Source organism: Streptosporangiales bacterium, assembly GCA_009379955.1.
Lineage (GTDB): Bacteria > Actinomycetota > Actinomycetes > Streptosporangiales > WHST01 > WHST01.
Genome location: WHST01000011.1, coordinates 57,343 through 82,673 on the forward strand (window position 1 = coordinate 57,343; position 25,331 = coordinate 82,673).

The 25,331-nt window shown below is 71.0% G+C and carries 25 protein-coding genes and 1 riboswitch; of the genes, 12 read left to right on the forward strand and 13 right to left on the reverse strand.

Features of this window, described 5'->3' with window-relative positions:
- Nucleotides 1-97: 97 nt before the first annotated feature.
- Complete coding sequence (locus GEV10_05365) at nucleotides 98-1,303, forward strand: MFS transporter (GenBank protein ID MQA77899.1); 1,206 nt, start codon at nucleotides 98-100, stop codon at nucleotides 1,301-1,303.
- 72 nt (nucleotides 1,304-1,375) lie between these two features.
- Here GEV10_05365 and groL read toward each other — a convergent pair whose 3' ends face one another.
- Nucleotides 1,376-2,992, reverse strand: coding sequence for a chaperonin GroEL (gene groL, locus GEV10_05370; protein ID MQA77900.1), 1,617 nt, complete (start codon nucleotides 2,990-2,992; stop codon nucleotides 1,376-1,378).
- 309 nt (nucleotides 2,993-3,301) lie between these two features.
- On the opposite strand from groL, the gene GEV10_05375 reads away from it, so the two are divergent.
- Both GEV10_05375 and GEV10_05380 read left to right on the forward strand, forming a co-directional pair.
- A complete protein-coding gene (locus GEV10_05375; GenBank protein MQA77901.1) occupies nucleotides 3,302-3,889 on the forward strand; it encodes a hypothetical protein in 588 nt (195 codons plus the stop codon).
- Nucleotides 3,886-4,698 (forward strand): hypothetical protein, encoded by an 813-nt coding sequence (locus tag GEV10_05380; GenBank protein ID MQA77902.1) that lies wholly within the window; start codon nucleotides 3,886-3,888, stop codon nucleotides 4,696-4,698. The genes GEV10_05375 and GEV10_05380 overlap by 4 nt, the downstream gene beginning before the upstream one ends.
- Nucleotides 4,699-4,713: 15 nt before the next feature.
- Here GEV10_05380 and GEV10_05385 read toward each other — a convergent pair whose 3' ends face one another.
- On the reverse strand, nucleotides 4,714-4,989 hold the full coding sequence (locus tag GEV10_05385; GenBank protein ID MQA77903.1) for a molybdopterin synthase sulfur carrier subunit: 276 nt from the start codon (nucleotides 4,987-4,989) through the stop codon (nucleotides 4,714-4,716).
- Nucleotides 4,986-6,245, reverse strand: coding sequence for a threonine synthase (locus GEV10_05390; GenBank protein ID MQA77904.1), 1,260 nt, complete (start codon nucleotides 6,243-6,245; stop codon nucleotides 4,986-4,988). Before GEV10_05390 ends, GEV10_05385 begins: the two co-directional genes overlap by 4 nt.
- A gap of 13 nt (nucleotides 6,246-6,258) precedes the next feature.
- Nucleotides 6,259-6,402: riboswitch (SAM riboswitch) on the reverse strand.
- Nucleotides 6,403-6,474: 72 nt separating this feature from the next.
- Here GEV10_05390 and GEV10_05395 point away from each other — a divergent pair.
- Entirely contained in the window at nucleotides 6,475-6,867 is a 393-nt protein-coding gene (locus GEV10_05395) for a hypothetical protein (protein ID MQA77905.1), read from the forward strand.
- A 113-nt stretch (nucleotides 6,868-6,980) separates the two neighbouring features.
- Here the strand turns inward: GEV10_05395 and GEV10_05400 are convergent, their stop codons facing one another.
- The 5 genes from GEV10_05400 to GEV10_05420 form a co-directional block, all read right to left on the reverse strand.
- Entirely contained in the window at nucleotides 6,981-8,090 is a 1,110-nt protein-coding gene (locus GEV10_05400) for an ATP-binding cassette domain-containing protein (protein ID MQA77906.1), read from the reverse strand.
- A gap of 11 nt (nucleotides 8,091-8,101) precedes the next feature.
- On the reverse strand, nucleotides 8,102-9,166 hold the full coding sequence (locus GEV10_05405; protein MQA77907.1) for an ATP-binding cassette domain-containing protein: 1,065 nt from the start codon (nucleotides 9,164-9,166) through the stop codon (nucleotides 8,102-8,104).
- Nucleotides 9,163-10,176, reverse strand: coding sequence for an ABC transporter permease subunit (locus GEV10_05410; GenBank protein ID MQA77908.1), 1,014 nt, complete (start codon nucleotides 10,174-10,176; stop codon nucleotides 9,163-9,165). Before GEV10_05410 ends, GEV10_05405 begins: the two co-directional genes overlap by 4 nt.
- Before the next feature lie 113 nt (nucleotides 10,177-10,289).
- The gene (locus tag GEV10_05415; GenBank protein MQA77909.1) at nucleotides 10,290-12,032 is read right to left on the reverse strand and encodes an ABC transporter substrate-binding protein; all 1,743 of its coding nucleotides are present in this window, start codon (nucleotides 12,030-12,032) and stop codon (nucleotides 10,290-10,292) included.
- 91 nt (nucleotides 12,033-12,123) lie between these two features.
- Nucleotides 12,124-13,131 (reverse strand): ABC transporter permease subunit, encoded by a 1,008-nt coding sequence (locus GEV10_05420; GenBank protein MQA77910.1) that lies wholly within the window; start codon nucleotides 13,129-13,131, stop codon nucleotides 12,124-12,126.
- A 262-nt stretch (nucleotides 13,132-13,393) separates the two neighbouring features.
- Here GEV10_05420 and GEV10_05425 point away from each other — a divergent pair, with 262 nt between their 5' ends.
- On the forward strand, nucleotides 13,394-14,827 hold the full coding sequence (locus tag GEV10_05425) for a trehalose-6-phosphate synthase (protein MQA77911.1): 1,434 nt from the start codon (nucleotides 13,394-13,396) through the stop codon (nucleotides 14,825-14,827).
- Nucleotides 14,828-14,831: 4 nt separating this feature from the next.
- Here GEV10_05425 and otsB read toward each other — a convergent pair whose 3' ends face one another.
- Nucleotides 14,832-15,665, reverse strand: a complete 834-nt coding sequence (gene otsB, locus GEV10_05430; GenBank protein ID MQA77912.1) for a trehalose-phosphatase — start codon at nucleotides 15,663-15,665, stop codon at nucleotides 14,832-14,834.
- A 70-nt stretch (nucleotides 15,666-15,735) separates the two neighbouring features.
- Between otsB and GEV10_05435 the strand changes: the two genes are divergently transcribed.
- Together GEV10_05435 and GEV10_05440 are read left to right on the forward strand one after the other, a co-directional pair.
- Nucleotides 15,736-16,089, forward strand: coding sequence for a hypothetical protein (locus GEV10_05435; GenBank protein MQA77913.1), 354 nt, complete (start codon nucleotides 15,736-15,738; stop codon nucleotides 16,087-16,089).
- Between the two features lie 97 nt (nucleotides 16,090-16,186).
- A complete protein-coding gene (locus tag GEV10_05440) occupies nucleotides 16,187-16,564 on the forward strand; it encodes a hypothetical protein (protein ID MQA77914.1) in 378 nt (125 codons plus the stop codon).
- Between the two features lie 58 nt (nucleotides 16,565-16,622).
- Here GEV10_05440 and GEV10_05445 read toward each other — a convergent pair whose 3' ends face one another.
- The gene (locus GEV10_05445) at nucleotides 16,623-16,916 is read right to left on the reverse strand and encodes a DUF3263 domain-containing protein (protein MQA77915.1); all 294 of its coding nucleotides are present in this window, start codon (nucleotides 16,914-16,916) and stop codon (nucleotides 16,623-16,625) included.
- A gap of 194 nt (nucleotides 16,917-17,110) precedes the next feature.
- A complete protein-coding gene (ugpC, locus tag GEV10_05450) occupies nucleotides 17,111-18,208 on the reverse strand; it encodes a sn-glycerol-3-phosphate ABC transporter ATP-binding protein UgpC (protein ID MQA77916.1) in 1,098 nt (365 codons plus the stop codon).
- Between the two features lie 171 nt (nucleotides 18,209-18,379).
- On the opposite strand from ugpC, the gene nagA reads away from it, so the two are divergent.
- Nucleotides 18,380-19,525, forward strand: coding sequence for an N-acetylglucosamine-6-phosphate deacetylase (gene nagA / locus GEV10_05455; protein MQA77917.1), 1,146 nt, complete (start codon nucleotides 18,380-18,382; stop codon nucleotides 19,523-19,525).
- Between the two features lie 4 nt (nucleotides 19,526-19,529).
- On the opposite strand, the gene GEV10_05460 is transcribed toward nagA, so the two are convergent.
- A complete protein-coding gene (locus tag GEV10_05460) occupies nucleotides 19,530-20,222 on the reverse strand; it encodes an NUDIX domain-containing protein (GenBank protein ID MQA77918.1) in 693 nt (230 codons plus the stop codon).
- Between the two features lie 74 nt (nucleotides 20,223-20,296).
- Here GEV10_05460 and nadA point away from each other — a divergent pair, with 74 nt between their 5' ends.
- The 4 genes from nadA (at nucleotide 20,297) to GEV10_05480 (ending at nucleotide 24,223) form a co-directional block, all read left to right on the forward strand.
- The gene (gene nadA, locus GEV10_05465; GenBank protein ID MQA77919.1) at nucleotides 20,297-21,304 is read left to right on the forward strand and encodes a quinolinate synthase NadA; all 1,008 of its coding nucleotides are present in this window, start codon (nucleotides 20,297-20,299) and stop codon (nucleotides 21,302-21,304) included.
- Between the two features lie 29 nt (nucleotides 21,305-21,333).
- On the forward strand, nucleotides 21,334-22,884 hold the full coding sequence (locus GEV10_05470) for an L-aspartate oxidase (protein ID MQA77920.1): 1,551 nt from the start codon (nucleotides 21,334-21,336) through the stop codon (nucleotides 22,882-22,884).
- Nucleotides 22,881-23,759 (forward strand): carboxylating nicotinate-nucleotide diphosphorylase, encoded by an 879-nt coding sequence (locus GEV10_05475; protein ID MQA77921.1) that lies wholly within the window; start codon nucleotides 22,881-22,883, stop codon nucleotides 23,757-23,759. The genes GEV10_05470 and GEV10_05475 overlap by 4 nt, the downstream gene beginning before the upstream one ends.
- 77 nt (nucleotides 23,760-23,836) lie before the next feature.
- Nucleotides 23,837-24,223: a VOC family protein gene (locus GEV10_05480; GenBank protein MQA77922.1), complete on the forward strand. Its 387-nt coding sequence runs from the start codon at nucleotides 23,837-23,839 to the stop codon at nucleotides 24,221-24,223.
- Nucleotides 24,224-24,485: 262 nt separating this feature from the next.
- Here the strand turns inward: GEV10_05480 and GEV10_05485 are convergent, their stop codons facing one another.
- Nucleotides 24,486-25,046: a cysteine dioxygenase gene (locus tag GEV10_05485; GenBank protein MQA77923.1), complete on the reverse strand. Its 561-nt coding sequence runs from the start codon at nucleotides 25,044-25,046 to the stop codon at nucleotides 24,486-24,488.
- Between the last annotated feature and the right edge of the window lie 285 nt (nucleotides 25,047-25,331).

Genomic DNA, 25,331 nt, shown 5'->3' on the forward strand with positions numbered 1-25,331 from the left:
ATCCGGAACGACCTACTGCAGGCGCTCGGCAGTGACCTCGCACACAATGTCGGTCCTGCCACTGGGCGCGGAGCGGTCGCTCGGCGAGGCTGGCACGATGGCCTCGAGAGCGGTGACCGTGCCGAGAACGCGGAGCGGTTCCTGGTGGTACGCCGCACTCTCGGTCTGCGCGGTGGGCTGGGGCGCCAACCAGTTCGCGTCGCTCCTGCCCTTCTACCGCCTCGAGCTCGCGGTCGGCATGCCGACGGTGCAGGCCACGTTCGGCCTGTACGCGGCGGGACTGATCCCCGGGCTACTGGTGGGCGGACCGATCTCCGACCGCCACGGCAGGCGTCGCGTCGTCCTCCCGGCCCTGGCGATCTCCCTGGCCGCGACCGTCGTCCTGACCCTCGGCCTGCACGGCGTGGGCTGGCTCTTCGTGGGCCGGTTCGTGGCGGGCGTCGCGAGCGGCGCCGCCTTCAGCGCGGGCACCGCATGGATCAAGGAGCTGTCGAGCGCCCCGTACGCCGACGCCCCGGACGGCGCCGGCGCCCGCCGAGCGACCATCGCGATGACCACCGGCTTCGGTGTCGGGCCACTTGTCGCGGGCGTGCTGGCGCAGTGGGGTCCCGCGCCCGGGGTGCTGCCCTACGTCCCCCACCTGGTGCTGGCGGCCGTCGCCGTCCCGCTGGCCTGGCGGACGCCCGAGACCGTGATCACCTCGGCGAGCGACCAGGAGCGAGGCGCGGTGACCGCGCATCGGCATCCGCGCTTCCTGCGCGTCGTCGTCCCGCTGGCGCCATGGGTGTTCGGGGGCGCCACGATCGCGCTCGCCTACCTGCCCGGCCTGGTCGCGTCCCGCGTGCACGGCCTCGCGATGGCGTTCGGTGGCCTCGCGTCGCTGGTCACCGCGATGGCCGGGGTGCTCGTCCAGCCGGTCGCGCGCCGGATCGACCGGCCGGGGAGCCGGCGGCTGCTCGTGGCCGCGCTCACGACCATGACGGCGGGACTCCTGCTCGCCGCCGTGGCGGCGACGGTCCGCCACCCCGCCGCGGTACTCGTCGCCGCGGTCGTCCTCGGCGTCGGCTACGGCGGCTGCATGGTGTGCGGCCTGACCGAGGTCACGCGGCTCGCCGCGCCGCGCGAGCTCGGTGCCCTCACCGCACTGTTCCAGGCCGTCACGTACCTCGGCTTCGCCGCGCCGTTCCTGCTCGCCGCCCTCCAGGCCGTGGCCCCGCCCGGCGTGCTGCTGGTCGCCGTCGCCGCGCTCGCCCTGCTCACCCTGGTCTGGACCGCACGCGAGGCGCGGCGCCGACCGGCGTGACCGTACCCGGACATGCCGAAGGGCGGCCCTCACGGGACCGCCCTTCGAACGAGAGAACCGCTGAGCGTGAGCTCAGAAGTCCATGTCACCGCCACCCGGTGCGGCCGGAGCCGCGTTCTTCTCGGGCTTGTCGGCGACAACTGCCTCGGTGGTGAGGAACAGAGCAGCGATCGACCCGGCGTTCTGCAGCGCAGAACGGGTGACCTTGGCCGGCTCGATGATGCCGGCCTTCATCATGTCGACGTACTCCCCGGTCGCCGCGTTCAGGCCCATGCCTGCACCCAGCGAACGGATCTTCTCGACGATCACACCGCCCTCGAGACCGGCGTTGTGCGCGATCTGCTTGGTCGGTGCCTCCAGTGCGCTCTTGACGATCAGCGCACCGGTGAGCTCGTCGCCCTCCAGGTCCAGCTTCTCGAACGCGCTCTCCGCGGCGAGCAGCGCGACGCCGCCACCGGGAAGAACACCCTCCTCGACGGCCGCCTTCGCGTTGCGAACGGCGTCCTCGATGCGGTGCTTGCGCTCCTTCAGCTCGACCTCGGTCGCGGCGCCGACCTTGATCACCGCAACGCCGCCGGCCAGCTTGGCCAGCCGCTCCTGCAGCTTCTCGCGGTCGTAGTCGGAGTCGCTGTTCTCGATCTCGTTACGGATCTCGTTGACCCGTCCCTGGATCTGCTCAGCGTCACCGGAGCCGTCGACGATCGTGGTCTCGTCCTTGGTCACGACGACCTTGCGCGCCTTGCCCAGCAGCTCGATGTCGGTGTTCTCGAGCTTGAGACCGACGTCTTCGCTGATGACCTGGCCACCGGTGAGGATCGCCATGTCCTGGAGCATCGCCTTGCGCCGGTCACCGAAGCCGGGAGCCTTGACGGCGACCGACTTGAAGGTGCCACGGATCTTGTTGACCACGAGGGTGGCGAGTGCCTCGCCCTCGACGTCCTCGGAGATGATCAGCAGCGACTTGCCGCCCTGCATGACCTTCTCCAGAACCGGAAGCATGTCCTTGACGGCCGCGATCTTGCCCTGGTGGAGCAGGATGTACGGCTCGTCGAGCACTGCTTCCATGCGGTCGTTGTCGGTCACGAAGTAACCGGACACGTACCCCTTGTCGAAGCGCATACCCTCGGTGAGCTCGAGCTCGAGGCCGAAGGTGTTGCTCTCCTCGACGGTGATGACGCCTTCCTTGCCGACCTTGTCCATCGCCTCGGCGATGATCTCGCCGACGCTCGGGTCGGCCGCGGAGATCGACGCCGTCGAGGCGATCTGCTCCTTGGTCTCGACGTCCTTGCTCTGCTTCGAGAGCTCCTCGGAGACGCGCTCGACGGCGACCTCGATGCCCTTCTTCAGGGACATCGGGTTGGCGCCGGCGGCCACGTTGCGGAGGCCGTGGTGAACGAGTGCCTGCGCGAGAACGGTCGCCGTCGTCGTGCCGTCACCGGCCACGTCGTCGGTCTTCTTGGCGACCTCTTTGACGAGCTCGGCGCCGATCTTCTCCCAGGGGTCCTCGAGCTCGATCTCCTTGGCGATGCTCACACCATCGTTGGTGATGGTGGGGGCACCCCACTTCTTGTCGAGAACGACGTTGCGGCCCTTGGGTCCGAGCGTTACCTTCACGGCGTCGGCGAGGGCGTCCATACCGCGCTCGAGAGCCCGGCGGGCCTCCTCGTTGAACGCGATCATCTTGGCCATACGGGTGGGTCCTCCCTGTCGGGTGGCTCACACGCACGTCCGAATTCGGACCGGTGCCCGCGACGGACGGCCCGGCGTGCGACGACCCTTCCGCCGTACGGCCCGAGCCTCACCGCCCGATCGGCGACGTGCTGTCACTCTCCCTATGAGAGTGCTAAGGAATGTTTAGCACTCGCCCGAGGCGAGTGCAAGTCGGGCGTCCGCTGCGCCGGGCGAGAACCCGGGGCATCCCCCGGTACGCTAGCGCGGTCAGGTGGGACTCGGGGCCGAGCTGGGGCACAGGTGTTGGGCCGAACGCAACGGATACTGGTGGGCTACCTCACCGCCGCGCTCGTCGCCCTGTGCGTCGCCGCCGGCTTCGGCGCCGGATACGCGATCGGCTACGGCCGCACGGCGAGCGCCGAGCCCGAGGTGGCCCCCCGCACCGCCCCGGAGAACCCCTGTGCGCTCCTTCGCTCCGACACCCGCGGACGCCTGGTGCCCGTGTCGCTGCCGGTCGGCAGCGAGCGGCGCATGATCGACGACCGGCACCAGCAGTCCCGCTGCGAGATGCGGACGAACGAGCGCAAGGCCAGCACGTACAACAAGGCGGCGCTCCTGATCACCGTCGACCGCTTCGGGGCCGACGCCGAGACGAGCGCCACCGAGGCGGCGCGGACCGCGATGACGAAGGCGCGGGAGACGATGTCCCAGGACGGCGAGCCGCTCGAGGGTCTCGGCGACGCCGCGACGGTCGACGTCAGGCGTGCCGGCCGGGCACGGTGGGAGACCCAGGTCCACGTGCAGTACGGCGACACCGTGGTGACGGTGGTCTACACGACCTGGCTCGCCGACCGGTCCGACACCGAGAGTGCCGCCATCACCGTGGCGCGCGAGGTCCTGGCGGCGATGCGATGACCGATCCCACGCCCACCCCGCCGACCCCGGGCACGGACGCACCGGCGACCGCCCTGCCGCCCGAGGCGCGTCCCGCGGCGCGCAGCCCGTGGAACGTCTTCGTGCTGCTCCTCCCGATCACCGTGATCGCAAGCCTGGTGGCGGGCGCGATCGGCCACGGGAACGGGGAGACGGCAGGCCTGGCCAAGGCGTCGGCGGAGCTCGCCGCCAGGACCCGCGACGGTGCGCGCCCGCCGCTCCCGAGCCCAACGACCCTGGCGCCCGAGCCGTTCATCTCGTCGATGCCGCGGCCGTTCCGCACCGGGCTCGACCGCGACGCCACGCCGATCAGGATCGTCGGTCCCACCTTCTCGGCACCGAAGGGCGCCAAGGTGCTGAGCCCCAACGTCCCGTTCTCGTTCCGCGTGGCAGGCAAGGCGTGGCGCACGACCACGCCCGCTCCCGAGCAGGACATCGCCTTCTCGCAGGCGTTCAGCCGGCCGACGGGTAGCGAGACGGCCGCGACCTCACCGTTGCGCGTCGACTTCGCCTGGCGAGTGTGCGGCAAGTGCCTCGCCGCCGACGCACCCACGTTCGACAAGCGGTTCCGTGAGCGGTGGGACCTGCCGTCGTACCGGTTGCGGCAGCTCGCGACGGGCACCTACTACGCCGAGGTCGAGGGCGACGAGTACTACCACCTCGTCGTCCGCCGAAACTTCGACTCACCCGACGGCCGCGTCTACGTCGTGCAGTACGCCACGCGCGCCCCGCTGGACGACAAGGCCGAGGCGCAGGAGCTCGCGAACGAGATCCGCAGCCAGCTGAGCTGAGCCGGACCTCGGCCGTCAGCCGCCGGCGACGGCGGGGATGATCGAGATCTGCGAACCCGCGGGCGTCGGGGTGTCGAGGCCCTGCGCGAAGCGGACGTCCTCCTCGCCGACGTACACGTTGACGAACCTGCGCACCTTGCCGGCGTCGTCGAGGACGCGCGCCTTGAGGCCCGGGTGGTCCGCCTCCAGCCGGTCGAGCACACCCGCCAGGGTCTCGCCCTCGGCTGCCACCTCCGCCGCACCACCGGTCAGCGGACGGAGGATCGTCGGGATCCGGACGGACACACTCACGAGACACCCACCTTCGAGGAGACACTGCGGAACGCTTCGACGCTCGGCTCGATCGTCGCCGCGGGGCGGGCGACGTCGCTGACCGCGTCGAGAGTCTTGAGGCCGTCACCGCTGACGATCGCGGTGGTGTCGGCCTCGGGGTCGATCGCGCCGGCCTCGAGGAGCTTCTTCAGCACGGCGATGGTCACCCCGCCCGCCGTCTCCGCGAAGATGCCCTCGGTGCGGGCGAGCAGCTGGATCGCCTCGACGATCTCGGCGTCGTCGACGTCCTCGACCGCGCCGCCCGTGCGGCGCGCGATGTCGAGCACGTACGGGCCGTCGGCGGGGTTGCCGATCGCGAGCGACTTGGCGATGGTGTCGGGCCGTACGGGCTGCACGATGTCGAGCCCCGCCTTGTACGCCTGCGCGACCGGCGAGCACCCGGTGGCCTGCGCGGCGAACACCTTGTAGGGCTTGTCGTCGACCAGGCCGAGCTTGGTGAGCTCGCCGAACGACTTGTCGATCTTGGTGAGCTGCGACCCGGAGGCGACGGGGACGACGATCTGGTCGGGCAGCCGCCAGCCGAGCTGCTCGGCGATCTCGTAGCCGAGCGTCTTGGAGCCCTCGGCGTAGTACGGACGGACGTTGACGTTGGCGAACGCCCAGTCCTCGTACTCGCCGGCGAGCTCCGAGGCCAGCCGGTTGACGTCGTCGTAGTTGCCCTCGACGGCGAACAGCGTGCCGCCGTAGACCGCGGTCATCGTGATCTTCTGGTGCTCGAGGTCGTGCGGCACCAGGACGACCGACCTGATGCCGCCGCGCGCGGACGCCGCCGCGACGGCGTTGGCGAGGTTGCCGGTCGACGGGCACGCGAGCACCTTGAAGCCGAGCTCGCGCGCCGCGGCGAGCGCCACGGCCACGACCCGGTCCTTGAACGAGTGCGTCGGGTTGCCGGTGTCGTCCTTCAGCCAGAGGCTGCGCATGCCGAGCGCGTGCGCGAGCCCGTCGGCGCGGACGAGCCGCGTGCAGCCGGGCTCGATGCTCGGGATCTCCGCGATGCGGTCGGACACCGGCAGCAGGCCCCGGTAGCGCCAGATGTTCCGCGGCCCGGCCGCGATCGACTCGCGGGTCACGCCGGCGAACTCGTAGGCGACCTCGAGCGGCCCGAAGCACAGCTCGCAGGCGTACCGGGGACCGAGATCGTAGGTCTGGCCGCACTCGCGACACGCGAGGTTGCGCGCGGGTCCGAACGCGTGCGCGTCTGGCTGAGTGTTCAAGGTGCGAAGCCCTTCCTCATCTGTCCTGGCCGCGGACTTCGCGGCTGGCAGGCCGGAGTTGGCACCGTTCCCGGCCGGCCTCGCGAGGTACGAGACGGTCGCCGGGAGGGTTGCCGGGGCTTCAACGGGCCGGTCCCTCTGCCCCTCTGGATGAGTCTTCAGTTGTCGATGCCCAGCCTAGCTGTCCACCATCTGGACGACGGGGCCGGGACGACGGGACACTGGTGCGGTGCGAACCCGTCACCGCGTGCGACAGGTGCTGAACGCCGTCAACCTGACGACGCCGCTCGGCCTCGCCGTCGGTCGGGTCGGCGGCGCGCGGTTCGCGCGGGGTCCCGACGGCCTGGTCGTCGGCTCCGGCTACCGGCTCGGCTTCCCGGTCGCGCGGGCCTTCACGCTCGGCAACGCCGTCGTCGCCAGGACACCGCTCCCGGGCGACTCCCGCCTGATGGTCCACGAAGCGAGACACGCGACGCAGTACGCGTTCCTCGGCCTGCTGCTGCTCCCGGCGTACGGCGTCGCGGCGCTGTGGTCGAAGGCCCGTACCGGCGACTGGGCGTCGGCGAACGTGTTCGAACGCCAAGCCGGCCTGGCCGACGGCGGCTACCCCGACCGGCGGTGAGCGCCCTCACCGTGCCAGAGCCCGTGAGGGGCACCCTCACCGTGCCCTGACACGGTGAGGGTGCCCCTCACGTGTTGCGGGCCGGATGGCTGGCGGCTGCTCTCGCCGAGGTGTCAGGGGGCGGGTGCGGCCTCGACGCCGGTGTCCTCGGCGTGGGCGATGTCCTCGCGCACCTCGGGGTAGTGGCACGCCGCGAAGTGGCCGGTCCGCTTGATCTCCAGCGGCGGGATCTCGTCGCGGCAGCGGACCTGCTCGTCCTCCGACAGGACCTCGCGGTACTTCGAGCAGCGAGTGTGGAAGACGCAGCCGCTCGGCGGGTCGACCGGGCTGGGCAGGTCGCCGCGCAGCAGGATGCGTTCGCGCTGCGTCTCCTTGTTCGGGTCGGGCACCGGCACCGCGGACATCAGGGCATGCGTGTACGGGTGCATCGGCGTGGTGTAGAGCACGTCGCGGTCGGCCAGCTCCATGATGTGCCCCAGGTACATCACCGCCACGCGGTCGGAGATGTGCCGCACGACCGAGAGGTCGTGCGCGACGAAGACGTACGCCATGCCGAACTCGTCCTGGAGGTCCTCCATCAGGTTGACGACCTGCGCCTGCACCGAGACGTCCAGGGCCGACACCGGCTCGTCGCAGACGATCAGCTTGGGCTGCAGGGCGAGCGCTCGGGCGAGGCCGATGCGTTGCCGCTGACCGCCGGAGAACTCGTGCGGGTAGCGGTTGTAGTGCTCGGGGCTGAGGCCGACGCGTTCGAGCAGCCGTTGCACCGCGGCCTTGATGCCGCCCTCCGGCTGCACCCCCTGGATCTTGAACGGCGCACCAACGATCGTGCCGATCGGGTGCCGGGGGTTGAGCGACGAGTACGGGTCCTGGAAGATCATCTGCAGCTCGCGGCGCAGCGGCTGCATCTGGCTGCGCGAGAGACGGGCGACCTCCGTGCCCTGGAACTTGACCGACCCGCCCGTAGGGTCGATCAGCCGGGTGATGGCGCGGCCGGTGGTCGTCTTCCCGCAACCGGACTCACCGACCAGACCGAGGGTCTCCCCCGGCCGCACCGAGAACGACACTCCGTCGACCGCGCGCACCGAGGCCACCTGCCGCTTGAACACGATCCCGCGCCTGATCGGGAAGTGCACCTTGAGGCCGTCGACGGCGAGCAGTGCCTGCGGATCGTCCGCCGCCGGGTGCACCGCGGCGCCGTCGCGCTCACTGACGTCGGTCACTGTCGGTCCCTTCAGAGCGTGGGCGAGATCTGCTCGGACCAGATCCGGCGGCGCGTGTCCACGTCGAGGTGACACCGTACGGCGTGGTCGCCCGTGACGAGCTCGAGCTCGGGGTGCGCGGTGGTGCACGAGCCCGGCTCGGGCACCTGGTCCTGGTACACGCACCGCGGGTGGAAGACGCATCCCTTCGGCACCTGGATCAGCGACGGCGGCTGACCCTTGATCGGGTTCAGTCGCTCGGTGCGCGTGCGGTCCATCCGCGGCATCGAACCCAGCAGACCCCAGGAGTACGGCATCTCGGGGCGGTAGAAGATGTCGCCGACCTGGCCCGTTTCGACGCACTGGCCGCCGTACATGACGACGACCGAGTCGCAGGTCTCCGCCACGACGCCGAGGTCGTGGGTGATGAGGATGATCGCGGAATTGAACTCGCGCTGCAGGTCCTTCATCAGCTCGAGGATCTGTGCCTGCACGGTCACATCGAGCGCGGTCGTCGGCTCGTCGGCGATGAGCAGGCGAGGGTCGCACACCAGCGCCATCGCGATCATCGCGCGCTGTCGCATCCCGCCCGAGAACTGGTGCGGGTACTCCTTCAGCCGCAGCGCCGGGTTGGGGATGCCGACCCGGTCGAGCATCTCGATGACACGCTTCCTCGCCGCCTGCTTGCCGACGTTGTTGTGCACGCGGTACGCCTCGGCGATCTGGCTGCCGACCGTGTAGTACGGGTGCAGGGCCGACAGCGGGTCCTGGAAGATCATCGAGATCTCCTGGCCGCGCAACTGCCGCATCTGGTCCTCGGAGATCTGCATGAGGTCGCGGCCGTCGAAGAGGATCTCGCCGCTCACGTGTGCCTTGCTGCCCTTGTGCAGGCCGAGGATCGCCTGGCTCGTCACCGACTTGCCCGATCCGGACTCGCCCACGATGCCCAGCGTCTGGCCGGGTTCCACCGTGAACGAGAGACCGTCGACCGCCTTCACCAGGCCGTCGTCGGTCGGGAAGTGCACCCGCAGGTCGTGGACCTCGAGGAACGCCTGGTCCGTCGGCGCCGGCCGCCCCACCGCCTCGGTGACGCTCATGTCAGCCTCACCCTCGGGTCGATGACCGCGTACAGGATGTCGACGATGAAGTTGAAGGTCACGATGACGAACGACGAGAGGAGCACGGTCGCCACGATGACCGGGAGGTCCGCCTCCACGATCGAGTCGACGGCCAGCTTGCCGACGCCGTCCATGTTGAACACGGTCTCGGTGATCGCCGCACCCGCGATGACCGCGCCCAGGTCGAGGCCGGCGATCGTGACGATGGGGGTCAGCGCCGCGCGCAGCGCGTGCTTCACCACGACCACGGGTCTCCTCAGGCCCTTGGCCCTGGCGGTGCGGACGAAGTCCTCCGACAGCGTCTCGAGCATGGTCGCGCGGGTGAGTCGCACGTACATGGCGGCGAACACCGCGGCCAGCGTGATCCACGGTGCGACCATGCCCTGCGCCCAGGCCAGCGGATCCTCCGTGATCGGTATGTAGCCCGGCGTCGGCAGCCAGCCGTACTTGATCGCCACGATGTTGTAGAGCGTGAGGCCGATGAAGAACGTCGGCAGCGAGTAGGCGACAAGCGAGACGGCGGTCGCGGCACGGTCGACGAACCGGCCCCTGCGGAGCGCGGCGAGCACGCCGAAGCCCACGCCGAAGGCGATCCAGAGCACGAACGCTCCCACCGCGATCGAGATCGTGACCGGCAGCCTGCTCGTGACCTGCGCGGTGACGCACACCTCGTCGCTGAACGAGAAGCCGAGCGCCGGCGCCGGACAGTGTGTCACAGTCTCCGGCGCGTTCTTCTTGATCAGCGGGTCGTCGGGGAAGTCGCGCCCGACGAACAGGCCCTTGACGAAGTCCCCGTACTGCACGACCGCCGGCCGGTCCAGGCCGAGCGCGCGACTGTTTGCCTCGATGATCTCCGGTGTGCAGCGCTGGCCGCAGGTGAGGGCGGCCGGATTGTTCGGCGACACGAAGAAGAGCAGGAACGTCACGACGCTGACGGCGAACAACATCACGAAGATCGTCAGCACGCGCCGGATCACGAACTGGTACATCGACGCCTCGCTCCCCACTCACTCCGGTGTGCGCGGGTCGGGGACGGCCTGACCGGCCGTCCCCGACCCCCTGGTCCGGCAGAACTGTCGTCCTACCTCACCTGGTCACTTCGTCACTTCACCGAGATGACGGCCAGGTCGACACACGCACCCTGCGCCTGGTTGAAGACGAAGCCCTTCACGTTCGACCCGTAGAGGTAGGTGAACGTGTTGTAGCCCATCGGGTAGATCACCGTCTTCTCGATGACCTCCTGGTCGAGCTCGGTCCACTTCTTCTCGGCTTCCTTCGGGTCGGTCGTCGAGTAGTTCTCCCTGACCCGCTTGTCGAAGTCGGCGTCCTTGAACCCGGAGTAGTTCTGGCCCCGGCTCACCTTCTCGACCTGCTGGCCGGTGTACAGCGCGGGCACGACCGTCGAGGCCGACGGCCAGTCGGCACCCCACGAGCCCCAGCCGATGTCGACGTCAGCGAGGAACTTGGGGTCCTGGACCTTCGCGTAGTAGTCGCTGCTCTCGGGGACCTTCTTCAGCTTGATGTCGAAGCCGGCCTTCTTGAGCGCCTCCTGGATGCCCGCCGACACCTTGTCCTGCGTCGCCGAGCCGCGGTAGGTGTACGTCAGCGGGTACGGGGTCTTGACGCCCGCCTCCTGCAGCATCTGCTTCGCCTTCGCCGGGTCACCCTTGGCGCCCGCGTCGAACGGGTCGAACTTCGCGAACGCGTCCGGCAGGGTGGGGTTGATGACGCCACCGGTCGCCGGCTCCATCGCGGTCTCGCCACCGCTCGTCGTGGCGTACGCCTGCTTGTCGAACGCCGTCGCGACGGCCTCGCGCACCTTGGCGTTCTTCATCTTCGTCAGGTTGAAGAACAGGTAGTCGGTGTACGGGGCGACGTCGGTCACCAGGCGCTTCTTGGCGTTCGCACTGCTCTGCGCGGTGGAGACCATGGACGGCGCCACCCGGCTGTACGACACGGTGTCCTTCGCGTCCCCGGAGTCGGAGATCAGCGCCTGGCTGATGGTCTCCGTCTTGTCGCCGAGCCGGACGTCGATCTTGTCCGGGTAGGCCTTGCGCAGGCCGGCGTCTGCCTTGGGGTCCCACTGGTCGTTGCGGACGAGGATGCCGCCCTTGTCCTTGTTCCAGGTGCCCTGGAGCTTGTACGGGCCGTTGGAGAAGGGCTTGAAGTCGGACTTGGCGCCCTCGTCCTTGTCCTTGCGGAACGCGGAGAACGCGCCCATGTTCACGGCCATGTTGAAATCGGCGTGCGGCGAGTTCAGCTTGTAGGTGATGGTCTTGCCGTCACAGGTCACGGCCTTGTCGTACGCGGCCTGTCCGGTCTTCTTGTACGGCCCCTTGTAGACCGACGTGCCGTCCTTCGCGGTCGGGATGTCGAGCCACTGGACCTGGTAGTTCGGGCCGCCGGTGATCTGGTCGGTGGCGAAGGTGCGCGAGGCGCCGTACCTGAAGTCCTCGCAGGTGACCTCCTTGCCGTCCTGCCACTTCAGCCCGTCGCGGAGGGTGAACGACCACGTCTTGAGGTCGTCGCTGGGCTTGCCGGTGTCGGTCGCGGCGTCGCCGATCAGCTCGTCGCTGCCCAGCGCGCCCTCCTTCGCCGGGAAGGTGGTCAGCGTCTGCGAGAGCGTCCTGTTGATGAAGCTGAGGGCGGCGCCGACGTACGTCCGCTGCGGGTCGAGGTGCTCGAAGGTGGCGAAGTTCCGCAGGATCAGCGTGCCCCCCTTCTGCGGTGCGCCTCCCGACTCACCGCCTCCGGAATCACCGCCTCCTCCGCCGCACGCGGCGAGCGTGAGCGCGAGGGCTGCGACTCCTGCCCCGGCTACGGTCTTTCTGATTGTCGGCCTCATGTACGGGCTCTCCTTGGGCTACGTCCGGCTGATCGAGCCGGCGCTGTCGCCGCACGGCGGTCGCCGCGGGCTGGGATGGACCGGTCGGGGTTCACGACCGGCTCGACTTCGGGTCGAGCGCGTCTCGCAACGAATCGCCGAGCAGGTTGAACGACAGCACGACGATGCACAGCAGGACACCGGGGATGAAGAAGTATGTGGGCACCGGAGCGGCGTAGTTGACCGAGTCGGCGAGGATGTTGCCCACCGTCGGCGTCGGCGGCACCAGTCCGACACCGAGGAAGTTCAGCGCCGCCTCGGTGCCGACGTAGGTCGGCAGGATCGTCGTGCCGTAGACCAGGACGGGCGCCCAGAGGTTGGGCAGCAGCTCCTTGAAGATCACCCATCGTGGCCGGGCGCCGAGCGACCTGGCGGCGTCGACGAACTCGCGCTCCCGCAACGACAGCACCTGCCCGCGCACGATGCGGGCGAAGTACGGCCAGCCGAACGCCGCGAAGACCACGATCAGATAGATGACCCTGGAGCCGTTGCCCTGGATGTGGGTGATCTGCGCAATTCGGTCGACGAGCACGACGGACAGCGCCAGCAGCATCAGCAGCAGCGGGAACGCCAGCACGAGGTCCATCAGGCGCCCGAGCAGGTAGTCGACACGGCCGCCGAAGTAGCCGGCGACCAGGCCGAGGACCGTGCCGAGCGCCACCGTGCAGATCGCCGCGGAGATCACGATCGACATGTCCAGCGTGAGCCCGAGCAGCAACCGCGAGAAGACGTCACGTCCGGTCTGCGGTTCGACGCCGAGCCAGTGGTCGCCGTCGATGCCGCCCCACGGCTTCGTCGGGATCGATCCCGCACCCTGCACCAGGTCCTGCTGGTAGGTGTACGGGTCGATGAGGCCGAGGGCGTGCGCGATCGGGGCGATGATCGCCGCCAGGATCAGCAGCACCACCACCACGAGCGAGACCATGCCGACCTTGTCGTGACGGAAGCGCGCCCAGGCGAGCCTGCCCAGGGACTTGCCCTCGATCGCCTTCGGTTCCAGTCCCGCTTCCGCCTGTGACCCCTCAGGACCGGCACCGACGCCGGAGGCCACGAGCGACATGAAGCGCCTCCACTTCCGGTGACACGGTGTCTCGGGGATTCGACTGGGTACTTCCGGTCATGACTGTTGGGGAGGCTAGTTACTTCCCCGGCGCGGTCCACACCATCTGCCGAAACGAATCCGGATCGTGATACGGGCGCTCGGGAGAGATTACTCGGTGGCAACAGGATTCCCTCACCGGTAGTCGTCTACTCACTGCTCGTGCATGTTCGCCCACCGACCTGCTGCGACCGCGCACCGGCGGTGCGGAAGCATGGGAGCCATGGCTGATCTCGTCGTCGCGTCCAACCGCGGCCCGATCTCGTTCGACACCGACGACAGCGGCGAGCTCGCCGGCAGGCGCGGCGGCGGCGGGCTGGTCTCCGGGCTGACGTCGGTCGCGGGGTCGACCGACGTGCTCTGGGTGTGCGCGGCGCTGTCCGACACCGACCGCCGGGCCGCGGCCACCGCTCCTGCCGGGAGGCTCGACCGGGCCGGACACGACACGGGTGACACCGCGGTGCGGATGCTCGCGATCCCACCGGTCACGTTCCACCGCGCGTACAACGTCATCGCGAACTCGACGCTCTGGTTCGTGCACCACATGCTGTACGACACCCCGCGGCGGCCGGTGTTCGACGCCGGGTTCCGCGCGGCCTGGGAGGGGTACGTCGAGTACAACAGGGCGTTCGCCGACGCACTCGCCGAGGAGGCGGCCCCCGGCGCCAAGGTGATGATCCAGGACTACCATCTCACGCTCGCGCCGCGGATGCTGCGCGAGCGACGCCCCGACGTGCGCATCGCCCACTTCTCGCATACGCCATGGGCGCCACCCGACTACTTCCGGATGCTGCCCGACGACGTCGGTCGCGAGCTCCTCGACGGGATGCTCGGCGCCGACCACACGGGCTTCCTCTCCCCGCGGTGGGCGAGAGCGTTCGGCGCCTGCTGCGTGGACGTGCTGGGGGCGAAGGTCGACGAGGACGCGGCGACGATCACGTACGAGGGGCGGACGACGAGCCAGGGCATCCATCCGCTGGGCAGCGACCGCGCCTTCCTCGAGGCCAGGGCGGCGGAGCCCGACGTGGCGTCGCGCATGCGTACCCTGCGCGAGCAGGTCGGCGACCGCAAGCTGCTGGTGCGGGTCGACCGCACCGAGCTGAGCAAGAACATCGTGCGCGGGCTCGCGGCGTACCGGGAGCTGCTGCGTACGCGGCCGGAGTGGCGCGGCAACGTCGTGCACCTGGCGTTCGCGTACCCCAGCCGCCACGATCTCCCCGAGTACCGCGAGTACACCGCGTCGGTGCAGCGTCTCGCCGGCGAGATCGAGAACGAGTTCGCGACACCCGAGTGGCGTCCGCTGCTGCTGCAGGTCGACGACGACTTCGCCAGGTCGCTCGCCGCCTACCGGCTCGCCGACGTCCTGCTCGTCAACCCCATCCGCGACGGGATGAACCTGGTCGCGAAGGAGGGCCCGGTGCTCTCCGAGCGGGGTGTGGCGCTGGTGCTGTCGCAGGAGGCGGGGGCGTACGACGAGCTCGGCGCCGACGCGGTCTGCGTCAACCCGTACGACGTCAGCGGCACCGCCGACGCCCTGCACGAGGCGCTGTGCATGCCGGCCGACGAACGCGGCCGGCGCTGCACCAGGCTCGCCCGGGCCGCCACCCGGCTCCCGCCGGCACGCTGGTTCGCCGACCAGGTCGCCGCCCTCGACTGACCGCTCAGCTGCTGACGAGTGCGCGGAGGAAGGCGACGACGGCGACGGGGCCGTCGAGCACGAGGTCGGCACGGTCGGTGACCGGCGGGACGGGCTCGGGTCCGACGCTCGCGACGGTGAGGCCGGGGATCCCCTCGGCACGCAGCTCCTCGACCGCCGCGAACGCCGGCAGGTCGCCGAGGTCGTCGCCCGCGAACAGCACCGCCGTCGCCGCGCGCTCGGCGACGAGACCGCGTAACGCCGTGCCCTTGTCCCCACTCGCCCCGCGCAGCTCGAACACGTGTCTACCGGGCTGGACGGCGAGCCCGGCGCGGCCGGCGAGGTCACGCAGCGGCGCCTCGAGCACCGCGGCCGCGGCGGCCGGGTCGGCGGCGTTGCGCAGGTGGACGGCGACCGACGTGCCCTTGTCCTCGACGGTCACGCCGGGGGGCAGCGCCGGGTCACGGAGCAGCACGCGGATCTCCGCCCGCGCGGCGGCCAGGCCGGGCGGCGGTGTCGCGTTCTCGTACGCGCCCGTCCGCGCCGTCCACCGCTCGTCGCCGTAGTGCCCGAGCACGACGAGACCGGGAGCGCCGGTGAGCTCCGCGAGTCCCGCGTACGCCACGGCCGTCGCCGCGGGACGGCCGGTGACGACGGCGGTCGTGCCGACCACGCGGGTGAGGTCGCGCAGCACCGCCGCGGTGCCCTCGACCGGCCGCGCCCGCTCCGGATCGTCCACGATCGGCGCCAGCGTGCCGTCGAAGTCCGTCGCCACCAGCGCGTGGGTGGGGTCGTCACGGAGCGCGCGCAGACCGGCCCTGCCCGCCGCGGTGCGCGGGACGTCGACGGCGTCGGACATCGCCCTGTCTCCCAGGTAACTCACAGTCGGAGATCACCAACCTAGGACGATCCTCGCGTACGGTGAAGCCATGGCACGACGGCCCACGCAGACGGGGTATCGGACAGGCGCCCTGCTCCTGGTGCTGACGTTCGCCAGCTGTGTCCTCGCCGGCATCAGCACCTTCAGCACCGGCGACGCCGGCGTGCGTACGCACGGGGTCGTGCACGTCGTCAAGGACACCTCCAAGCTCTTCACCGGTGCGATGCACCGCGCCACTGCCGACGACGTCGGCTGGCCGGTGGCCGACCGTGCCGTCACGCTCACCCTGCTGGCGCTGCTCCTGGCGACCGCCGTCTGGATCGCCGGGGCGTCCGGACGCCGCAGGCTGCGGCTCGCCGCCGTCCTCTCCCGCGGGCCGCCGGGTCGCTCCGCCCTCGCCTAGGCGCCGCACCGGCGTATCACCCTCGCAGGAGCGGCGCGTCCTACGGACGACCGGAGCACTGATGTCGCCAGACCGCCCGAGGCAGACAGCACTGAGCATGCAGGCCCACAACGGAGCCGTCACCCACCTTCACCGGCGCGACAAGCTGGCCGAGCTACTGCCTTCGCTGCGCGAGCAGCTGGAGGCACAGCGCACCTTCCGTGCCGAGCAGCTCGCTGACCTGATCGCGCATGCGGAGCCGGACGAGTCGCAGGAGCGTCGCCAGGTCGACGCCGCGCTGGCCGACGCCGCACGCTGGGCGCTGCACGAGACCGAGGCCGCGCTCGCACGCATCGACGAGGGGCACTACGGCACCTGCGAGGACTGCGCGGGCCCGATCGCCCTGGAACGCCTCGAGGTGATCCCGCACGCGAGATTCTGCCCGGCGTGCCAGCAGAAGCAGCAGGCCGACGGGAGCGCCACCGCGCAGCACTGACCCGGACAGGGACGTGGTCGCCCTGCCCGGGGAGGGTGGTGTGGGTGTCTGTCCGGGCTCAGCCGGTGGTGCCGAGGCGCCGCGCGGAGCGGGCGCGCTGGCGGGACGAGCGCATGCGCCGCAGACGCTTGACCAGCATGGGGTCGAAGGCCTGGGCCTCGGGACGGTCGATCAGCGCGTTGAGCAGCTGGTAGTAGCGGGTGGCCGACATGGAGAACAGCTCACGGATCGCCTGCTCCTTGGCGCCGGCGTACTTCCACCACTGGCGCTCGAACGACAGGATCTCTCCGTCACGCTCGGAAAGCTCCTCGACCACGTCAGTCGCGGCTCTCGATTGCGCGGCGAACGTCATGTGGCACAACCTCCGGGTCGGACGACTCGATCGGCCCCATCGTACGCACCAAATTACACCCGTGTCATTAGACGCGGACCCGGCGGGCCCGCTGCAGCGGTCGACGCGGTCACTTTACGCGTACGCACCGACAGCGAACGTGGCGTCCCCCGGCGGGAGACGCCACGTTCGGGCAGAGCTTCGGCTCGGGTCGGTCAGTCGACGAGGCGGTCGCCGGTCTCGCCGTCGAAGAGGTGCACGGAGTCGGTCATGATCTGCAGGCCGACCGACGACCCCTTCACGGGCGTGTTGCGCGGGTCGCAGCGGACCGTGACCTCCTGCGTGCCCTCCTGGCCGGGAACGTGCGCCGAGCAGTACGCGAACGCGTCGGAGCCGAGCTCCTCGACGAGCTCGACCGTCGCCTTGAGGCCCTCGGCCTCGCCGCCCTCGGCGCCGATGACCACGGACTCCGGCCGGGCGCCGACGACGACGTCGGTGCCGGTGACCTTGGCGCGCTGACCGGGCGTGAGCGGGATGAGGTAGCCGCTGAGGTCGACGCCCTCGTCGGTCAGCCCGCCGGTAATGAGGTTCATCGCGGGCGAGCCGATGAAGCCGGCGACGAAGACGTTCTGCGGGTTCTCGTAGAGCTTCAGCGGGGTGTCGACCTGCTGGAGGAGGCCGTCCTTGAGCACGGCGACCCGGTCACCCATCGTCATGGCCTCGACCTGGTCGTGGGTGACGTAGATGGTGGTGACGCCGAGACGCCGCTGCAGCGAGGCGATCTGGGTGCGCGTGGCGACGCGCAGCTTGGCGTCGAGGTTGGACAGCGGCTCGTCCATCAGGAAGACCTGCGGCGCGCGGACGATCGCGCGACCCATGGCGACACGCTGGCGCTGACCACCGGACAGGCGGGCGGGCTTGCGGTCGAGGAAGTCCTCGAGACCGAGCAGCTTGGCCGCCTCCTGCACGCGCTCCCTGATCTGCGGCTTGGGTACCCGCTTGATCTTGAGGTGGAAGCCGATGTTGTCGGCGACGGTCATGTGCGGGTAGAGCGCGTAGTTCTGGAACACCATCGCGATGTCGCGGTCCTTGGGCGGCAGGTTGGTGACGTCGCGGTCACCGATGTAGATGCTGCCCTTGTCGACGCCCTCGAGGCCGGCGAGCATCCGCAGGGAGGTCGACTTGCCACATCCGGACGGACCCACCAGGACCATGAACTCGCCATCGTTGACCTCGAGGTCCAACGCATCCACTGCGGGGACGTCGGTGCCTGGATAGATGCGAGAGGCCTTGTCAAAGAAGACCCGAGCCATGAACGTCTCCCTCTGCCAGCGATGCCAGTTGCGTCATGCTCCCCGATCGTGCGGGTGGGGTCAATGGTATGCACAGATGAGCTAGCTCTCCGAGGCACCACGACTACGCCTCGGCGCGACCGTTTCTTTCCAGACCCTGGAGATTCGGCCCCTGACCTGGGAGGACGGCTGATGAGAGTACTGACCGGTGCCAGGCTCGTGCTGCCCGGCGGTGTCACGCCGGGACGTATCGAGGTGGCGGGCGACCGGCTGGCCCACGTCGTGCCGGAGGACCCGGGCGTGCCGGATACGACCGAGGGTGACGGTGAGACGTTCGACCTCGGCGGCGCCTACGTGCTCCCCGGCTTCGTCGACCTCCACTGCCACGGCGGCGGCGGGGCGGCGTTCACGGTGGGCGACGAGGCGGAGGCCCGTACGGTCGCCGCGTTCCACCTCGCACACGGGACGACGACGATGCTGGCGAGCCTCGTGACCGCACCCGTCGAGACCCTCGTCGCGCACGCGTCGGTCCTCGGCGGCCTCGCGGCGGAGGGCGTCGTCGCCGGCGTGCACTTCGAGGGTCCCTTCCTCTCGGCCGCGCGGTGCGGCGCGCAGGACCCCGCGCACCTGCGCGCTCCCGACCCCGACGCGTTCGCCCGCATGGTCGACGCCGCCGCCGGCCATGCGCGGATGATGACGTTCGCACCTGAACTGCCCGGCGCCACCGACCTGGTCGCGCGCGCGGTCGCGGCCGGCGTCGTCGCCGCCGTCGGACACACCGACGCCACGTACGACGAGACCCGGGCGGCGATCGACGCCGGCGCGAGCGTCGCGACGCACCTCTTCAACGGCATGCGCCCGGTGCACCACAGGGAGCCGGGCCCGGTGCTCGCGTGCCTCGCGGCGCCCGACGTCACGTGCGAGCTCATCAACGACGGCGTCCACCTCGCCGGCGCCACGGTGGCGTACGTCGCGGCGACCAGTCGCGCGGCGCTCGTCACCGACGCCATGGGCGCAGCGGGCATGGGCGACGGCACGTACCAGCTCGGCAGCATGCGGATCACCGTCGCCGGCGACACCGCCACGCTCGCCGGCACCGACACCATCGCCGGCAGCACCCTGACCATGGCGGCGGCTGTCCGCCGCGCCGTGCGCGATGTCGGCCTCGACTGGCCGGCGGTGTCCGTGGCCGCCTCGCTCATGCCGGCGCGTGCGCTCGGCCTGGCGGACGAGCTCGGCAGCCTCGAGAAGGGCAAGCGCGCCGACCTCGTCGTCCTCGACCCCGATGACCTGGAGATCCGCGGCGTGATGAGGGCGGGTAGGTGGGTGAGCCGCTGACCCGTCAGCGGGGCGGGCGGAAGGCGACGAACTCGTCCGTCACCTGGAGGCGGCGGGCACGGAAGCGGTAGAGGGACGCGGGCCGACCGCCTGCGGGGCCGGGGACCGCGGCGCCGCCGGTCGGCTCCAGCTGGCCGCGGCGGGCGAGGAAGCGCTGCAGATTGGTGGCGTCGACGTCGTAGCCGAGCGCAGCGGCGTACAGCACCCGCAGGGTCGAGATCGTGAACTCCGGCGGCGCGAGGGCGAAGCCGATGTTGGTGTACGAGAGCTTCGCGCGCATGCGCTCGACGGCGCCCGCGACGATCGCGCCGTGGTCGAACGCCGTCGGCGGCAGCCGGTGGGTGGGGCACCAGGCGGTGTCGGACGGCAGCCGCGGGTCGGCGTCGCTCGGCACCAGGCCGAGGAAGGCGGTGGCCAGCCGGCGCGGCCCCGGCCGCCGTTCGGGCGCCGAGAACACGGCGAGCTGCTCGTGGTGGGCGACCTCGCGGACGTCGACCTTCTCGGCCAGCTGACGCAGCACCGACGTCCGGACGTCCTCGCGTTCCCCCAGCACTCCGCCGGGCAGCGCCCACCGCCCGTGGTGGGGGTCCTGGGCCCGCTGCCAGAGCAGTACGTGGAGCTGACCGTCGCGGACGCTGAGTACGGCCGCGAGGACTTCGTGAACAGCCAGGCCCGCCTGAGTGCTAGTATCTGACACGTTTTCGACTATAAGACGAAAACGTCGACTGGCGCCTCACGACACGCGGGAGACGCCGACGAGGAGGCATGACGATGACGGAGACGGCCACCCGCGGCACCCTCGCCGGGGCCGGGTGGGACGAAGCGCACTGGGCCGCGGAGGTCCGCAGGCTCGCCGCCGAACGCGACGCCGTCCTGCTCGCGCACAACTACCAGGTGCCGGAGATCCAGGACGTCGCCGACCACGTCGGCGACTCCCTCGCGCTCTCCCGCCTCGCGGCCGAGGCCGACGCCGGCACGATCGTGTTCTGCGGTGTCCACTTCATGGCCGAGACGGCGAAGATCCTCGCCCCCGACAAGACCGTCCTGATCCCCGACGCCCGCGCCGGCTGCTCGCTCGCCGACTCCATCACCGCCGACCAGCTGCGCGCCTGGAAGGCCGAGCACCCCGGCGCCGTGGTCGTCTCGTACGTCAACACCACCGCCGAGGTGAAGGCCGAGACCGACATCTGCTGCACGTCGTCCAACGCGGTCGACGTCGTGCGGTCGATCCCGGCCGACCGGGAGATCCTGTTCCTGCCCGACGTGTTCCTCGGCGCCCACGTCAGGCGGGTGACCGGCCGCGAGAACATCCACGTCTGGCACGGCGAGTGCCACGTGCACGCGGGCATCGACGGCGGCACCCTCGCCGCACGGGCGGCGGCCGACCCCGATGCCGAGCTGTACGTCCACCCCGAGTGCGGCTGCGCCACCTCGGCGCTCTACCTCGCCGAGGCCGGCACGGTGCCCGGCGACCGGGTGCGCATCCTCTCCACCGGCGGCATGCTCGACGCCGCGCGCTCGACCCGCGCGAGCAGCGTGCTCGTCGCGACCGAGGTGGGCATGCTGCACCAGCTCAGGAAGGCCGCGCCCGACGTCGACTTCCGCCCGGTCAACGACCGGGCCAGCTGCCGCTACATGAAGATGATCACCCCCGACGCCCTGCTCCGTTCCCTGCGCGAGGGCGTCGACGAGGTCGACGTCGCACCCGCGATCGCGGAGCGTGCGCGCGACGCCGTCCGCCGGATGATCGCGATCGGCCGTCCGGGGGGCGGGGAGTGACGCCCGTACGGCTCGCGCCCGTCGACCTGGTGGTCGTGGGCAGCGGTGTCGCCGGGCTGACGGCCGTCCTCGAGGCCCGGGCGCTCGGGCTGCGCACGCTGCTGGTCACCAAGGCCGGGCTCCCCGACGGCAACACCCGCTGGGCCCAGGGCGGCATCAGCGTGGTGCTCGGCGACGAGACCGGCGACAGCGTCGACGCCCATGTGCGCGACACGATCGTCGCCGGCGCGGGACTGTGCGACGAGACCGCCGTCCGCGCGATCCTCACCGAGGGACCCGCGGCGGTCCGCCGGCTGCGGGGGCGCGGAGCGGCGTTCGACCGCGGGGCGGACGGGCACCTCGCGCGCACCCGCGAAGGCGGGCACAGCGCGTTCCGCGTCATCCACTCCGGCGGCGATGCCACCGGCGCCGAGGTCGAGCGCGCCCTCGTCGAGGCCACGCGCGCCGACCAGACCGCGGTCCTCCCGCACCACAGCGTCCTCTCGCTCGGCCGCGACGAGCGCGGGATCACCGGCGCCGTACTCGTCGACGGCACGGGCCGCACGACGTTCGTCCCCGCGGGCGCCGTCCTCCTCGCGACGGGCGGGCTCGGCCAGCTGTACGCGTCGACGACCAACCCGCCCGTGGCGACCGGCGACGGCCTCGCGCTCGCGCTGCGTGCGGGGGCGCGGGTGGCCGACCTGGAGTTCGTCCAGTTCCACCCGACCGCGCTGTGGACCGGTGGGCCGGGCGGGCAGCGGCCGCTCGTCACCGAAGCGGTGCGCGGCGAGGGCGGCGTGCTCGTCGACGACGACGGCGCGCGACTCATGGCGGGCGTCCATCCACTCGCCGACATGGCTCCGCGTGACGTCGTGGCGACCGCGATCACCAGGCACCTCAACGAGACCGGCACCGACCACGTGTGGCTCGACGCGACGGGGCTCGACGACTTCGCCGAGCGCTTCCCCACCGTGTTCGCGTCGTGCCGCGAGATCGGCGTCGACCCGACCCGCACGCCCATCCCCGTCACCCCGGCGGCCCACTACCTGTGCGGCGGCGTCGACGTCGACGCCGAGGGCCGCACGTCCGTACCCGGCCTCTACGCCGCGGGCGAGGTGGCGCGCACCGGGCTGCACGGCGCCAACCGGCTCGCGTCCAACAGCCTCGTCGAGGGACTCGTCACGGGCACCTGGGCGGCGCTGGCGGTGGCGCGCGAGCGACGTGCGGCCCGCGACGGCGGCACGCCCCACGTCCCCGAGACGCTCCCCGCCGTCGACCGGGGCGAGCTGCAGCGGACGGCGAGCCGCCGGCTCGCCCTGGGACGCGACGCCGCGGGCTTCGACGAGGTCGACGCGTTGCTCGACCGGGCGACGCCTCGCGCCACGTCGGCACCCGAGCACGCCGCCGACGCGGCGCTCACCCTGGTCGCCCGCGCCCTCACGTTCGCGGCGAGGGAGCGGCGTGAGACCCGCGGCTGCCACGTCCGGCACGACGCCCCGCACACCGGCGACGCGTGGCGGCACGGCATGGCCGTGGAGCTCGCCGACCCCACCGACGACCGCTCGATGCGAGCCCTGACACCGACGGGAGCACGGCGGTGACGACACACCAGCTCACCACGGAGCAGACCGGCACCGGTCCCGACGCCGCCGACGTCTCGCGGGCCGTACGCGCGGCCCTCGACGAGGACCTGCGACACGGACCCGACGTCACGACCGAGGCCACCGTCCCGACCGGCGCCCGTTCCGTCGGACGGCTGACGCCCCGGCGCGACGGGATCCTCGCGGGCCTGCCGGTGGCAGCGGTCGTCCTCGCCGAGGTGCTCGGCCGGGGCGCGGCCGAGCTCCGTCCCGCCGCGTCCGACGGCGACCGCGTGCGTACGGGCGTGCCGGTCGCCGAGATCGAGGCCCCCACTCGCGGCCTGCTCACCGCGGAGCGCACACTGCTGAACTTCGTCGGCCACCTCTCCGGCGTCGCCACCGTGACCGCCGCGTGGGTCGACGCCGTCGCCGGCACCGGGTGCGCCGTCCGCGACACCCGCAAGACGCTGCCCGGCCTACGGTCGCTGGAGAAGTACGCCGTGCGCTGCGGCGGCGGCGTCAACCACCGCCTCGGACTCGGCGACGCCGTCCTGGTCAAGGACAACCACGTCGCCGCCGCCGGCTCGATCACCGCCGCCGTCGAGGCCGTACGCACCAGGGCGCCCGACCTCTGGTACGAGGTCGAGGTCGACACGCTCGCCCAGCTCGACGAGACACTCGCCCTCGACGTCGAGCTCGTGCTCCTCGACAACTTCACCGTCGCCGACTGCGTCGAGGCCGTCCGCCGCGCGGCGGGCACGGGCACCCGACTCGAGGTCTCCGGCGGCCTCACCCTCGACCGGGCGCGCGCGTACGCCGAGACCGGCGTCGACTACCTCGCGGTCGGCGCGCTGACGCACTCCGCCCCTGCCCTCGACCTCGGTCTCGATCTCTGAGGGGCGCAAGCTCGGAGAAGCATGCGGGCCGTGGGTGACCTACGGTCGTGGGCACCCACCGAGGGAGGAGACCCGACATGCGTATCGCGTTCGCCCAGATCTTCGTGACCGACCAGGACGCTGCGAAGGCGTTCTACACGGAGAAGCTCGGTTTCGTGGAGCGGACCGACGCCGCCTACGGACCCGGCGCGAGGTGGCTCACCGTGGCCTCACCGGACGACCAGGAAGGACCCGAACTGCTGCTCGGCCTCCCCGACGAGGACGCCCGGGCGTTCCAGAAGCATGTGCACGACGCGGGTCAGCCGGCGATGTCGTTCACCACCGACGACATCCAGGGCGACTACGAACGCCTGCGCGCCGCCGGCGTCGCGTTCACGCTGCCACCCACGACGATGGAGTACGGCGGCACCGACGCGATCTTCGAGGACACCTGCGGCAACCTCGTCAACCTGCACCAGGGCTAGCGCCCGGTCACGTTCCTTCCACCATGGGGCGGCGACCGAGCACCCCGTGAGCGGCACCCTCACCGTGTCCAGGCACGGTGAGGGTGCCCCTGACGGGTCCTGGCACGGGCGTTGACTCCGGTACCGTCACCGGGAGCTAACCGGTGGGGCAGGCCGTGGCGTTGGACATCGCGAGTCGGGGTTCACACATGCTGCATCCGATGGGAACCCCCGAATCGCGATGTGCAGCGGTGGTTCACGTGCTCAACGCGGACCACGCCGGTCACGCGCAGGGGCGCACCGGGTGGTCGTAGCTGCGCCGGACGCTCGAGCCGAGCACCGAGATGTCGGCGCCGTAGACGTGGATCGAGACCGCGGTGCGGTCGCTGCAGTTGCGCACCTTGTGGATGTCACCCGGCGGGGCGAAGCCGCACACCGCGCCCGTGGGGTTCTGGTGCGTGCCGGTGGCCACCAGGTGCGGTGCGGCACAGTCGGTGCACAGCCGGTATAGCGTCTCGGACTCCTGCTCCTGCGCGACGCCGACCACGCACCATGAGACATGGTCGTGGATCGCGGTCTCCTGGCCCGGGAGCCAGACCAGCGCCACGATCGAGAAGCTGCCGTCGTCGGCGACGTACAGGATGTGCTGCACGTACCTCGCGGGGTCGCCGGTGCGCTGCTCCGGCGTGAGCAGGTCGGCCTTCGGCAGGTGCAGCCGGAGCTGCTCGGCGACCAGGCCCGAGGCCTCGTCGGCGGGCAGGTTCCTGGCGACCACGCCGTGCACTCCCTCGACGAGCTCCGCCAGCACTCCCGACTCGTCCGTACGGTCGATCGTCGCCCTCATCGCCTGCCGCCTTCCTGTCGCACCGCGACACCAGTCTCGCCCCAGTGTGCACGGTCGGCGAACGCCGGTCGGCCACGCGGTGAGATCACGGTCGCGGCCAGTGGCCAGTGGTCACCGACGTCACCCGTGAGGGGCACCCTCACGGTGCCCTGGAGGCTGTTGCGCTTTGGGGTCCGGTGTGGTGATGGCGTGACTATGGGGAGGATGTGTGAGTCGGGGGGTGTGCCCGGGTCATGCTGGCTGGGTGGTCGCTGTGCTGGTGGTGAAGAGGCGCCGCAGGTTGTG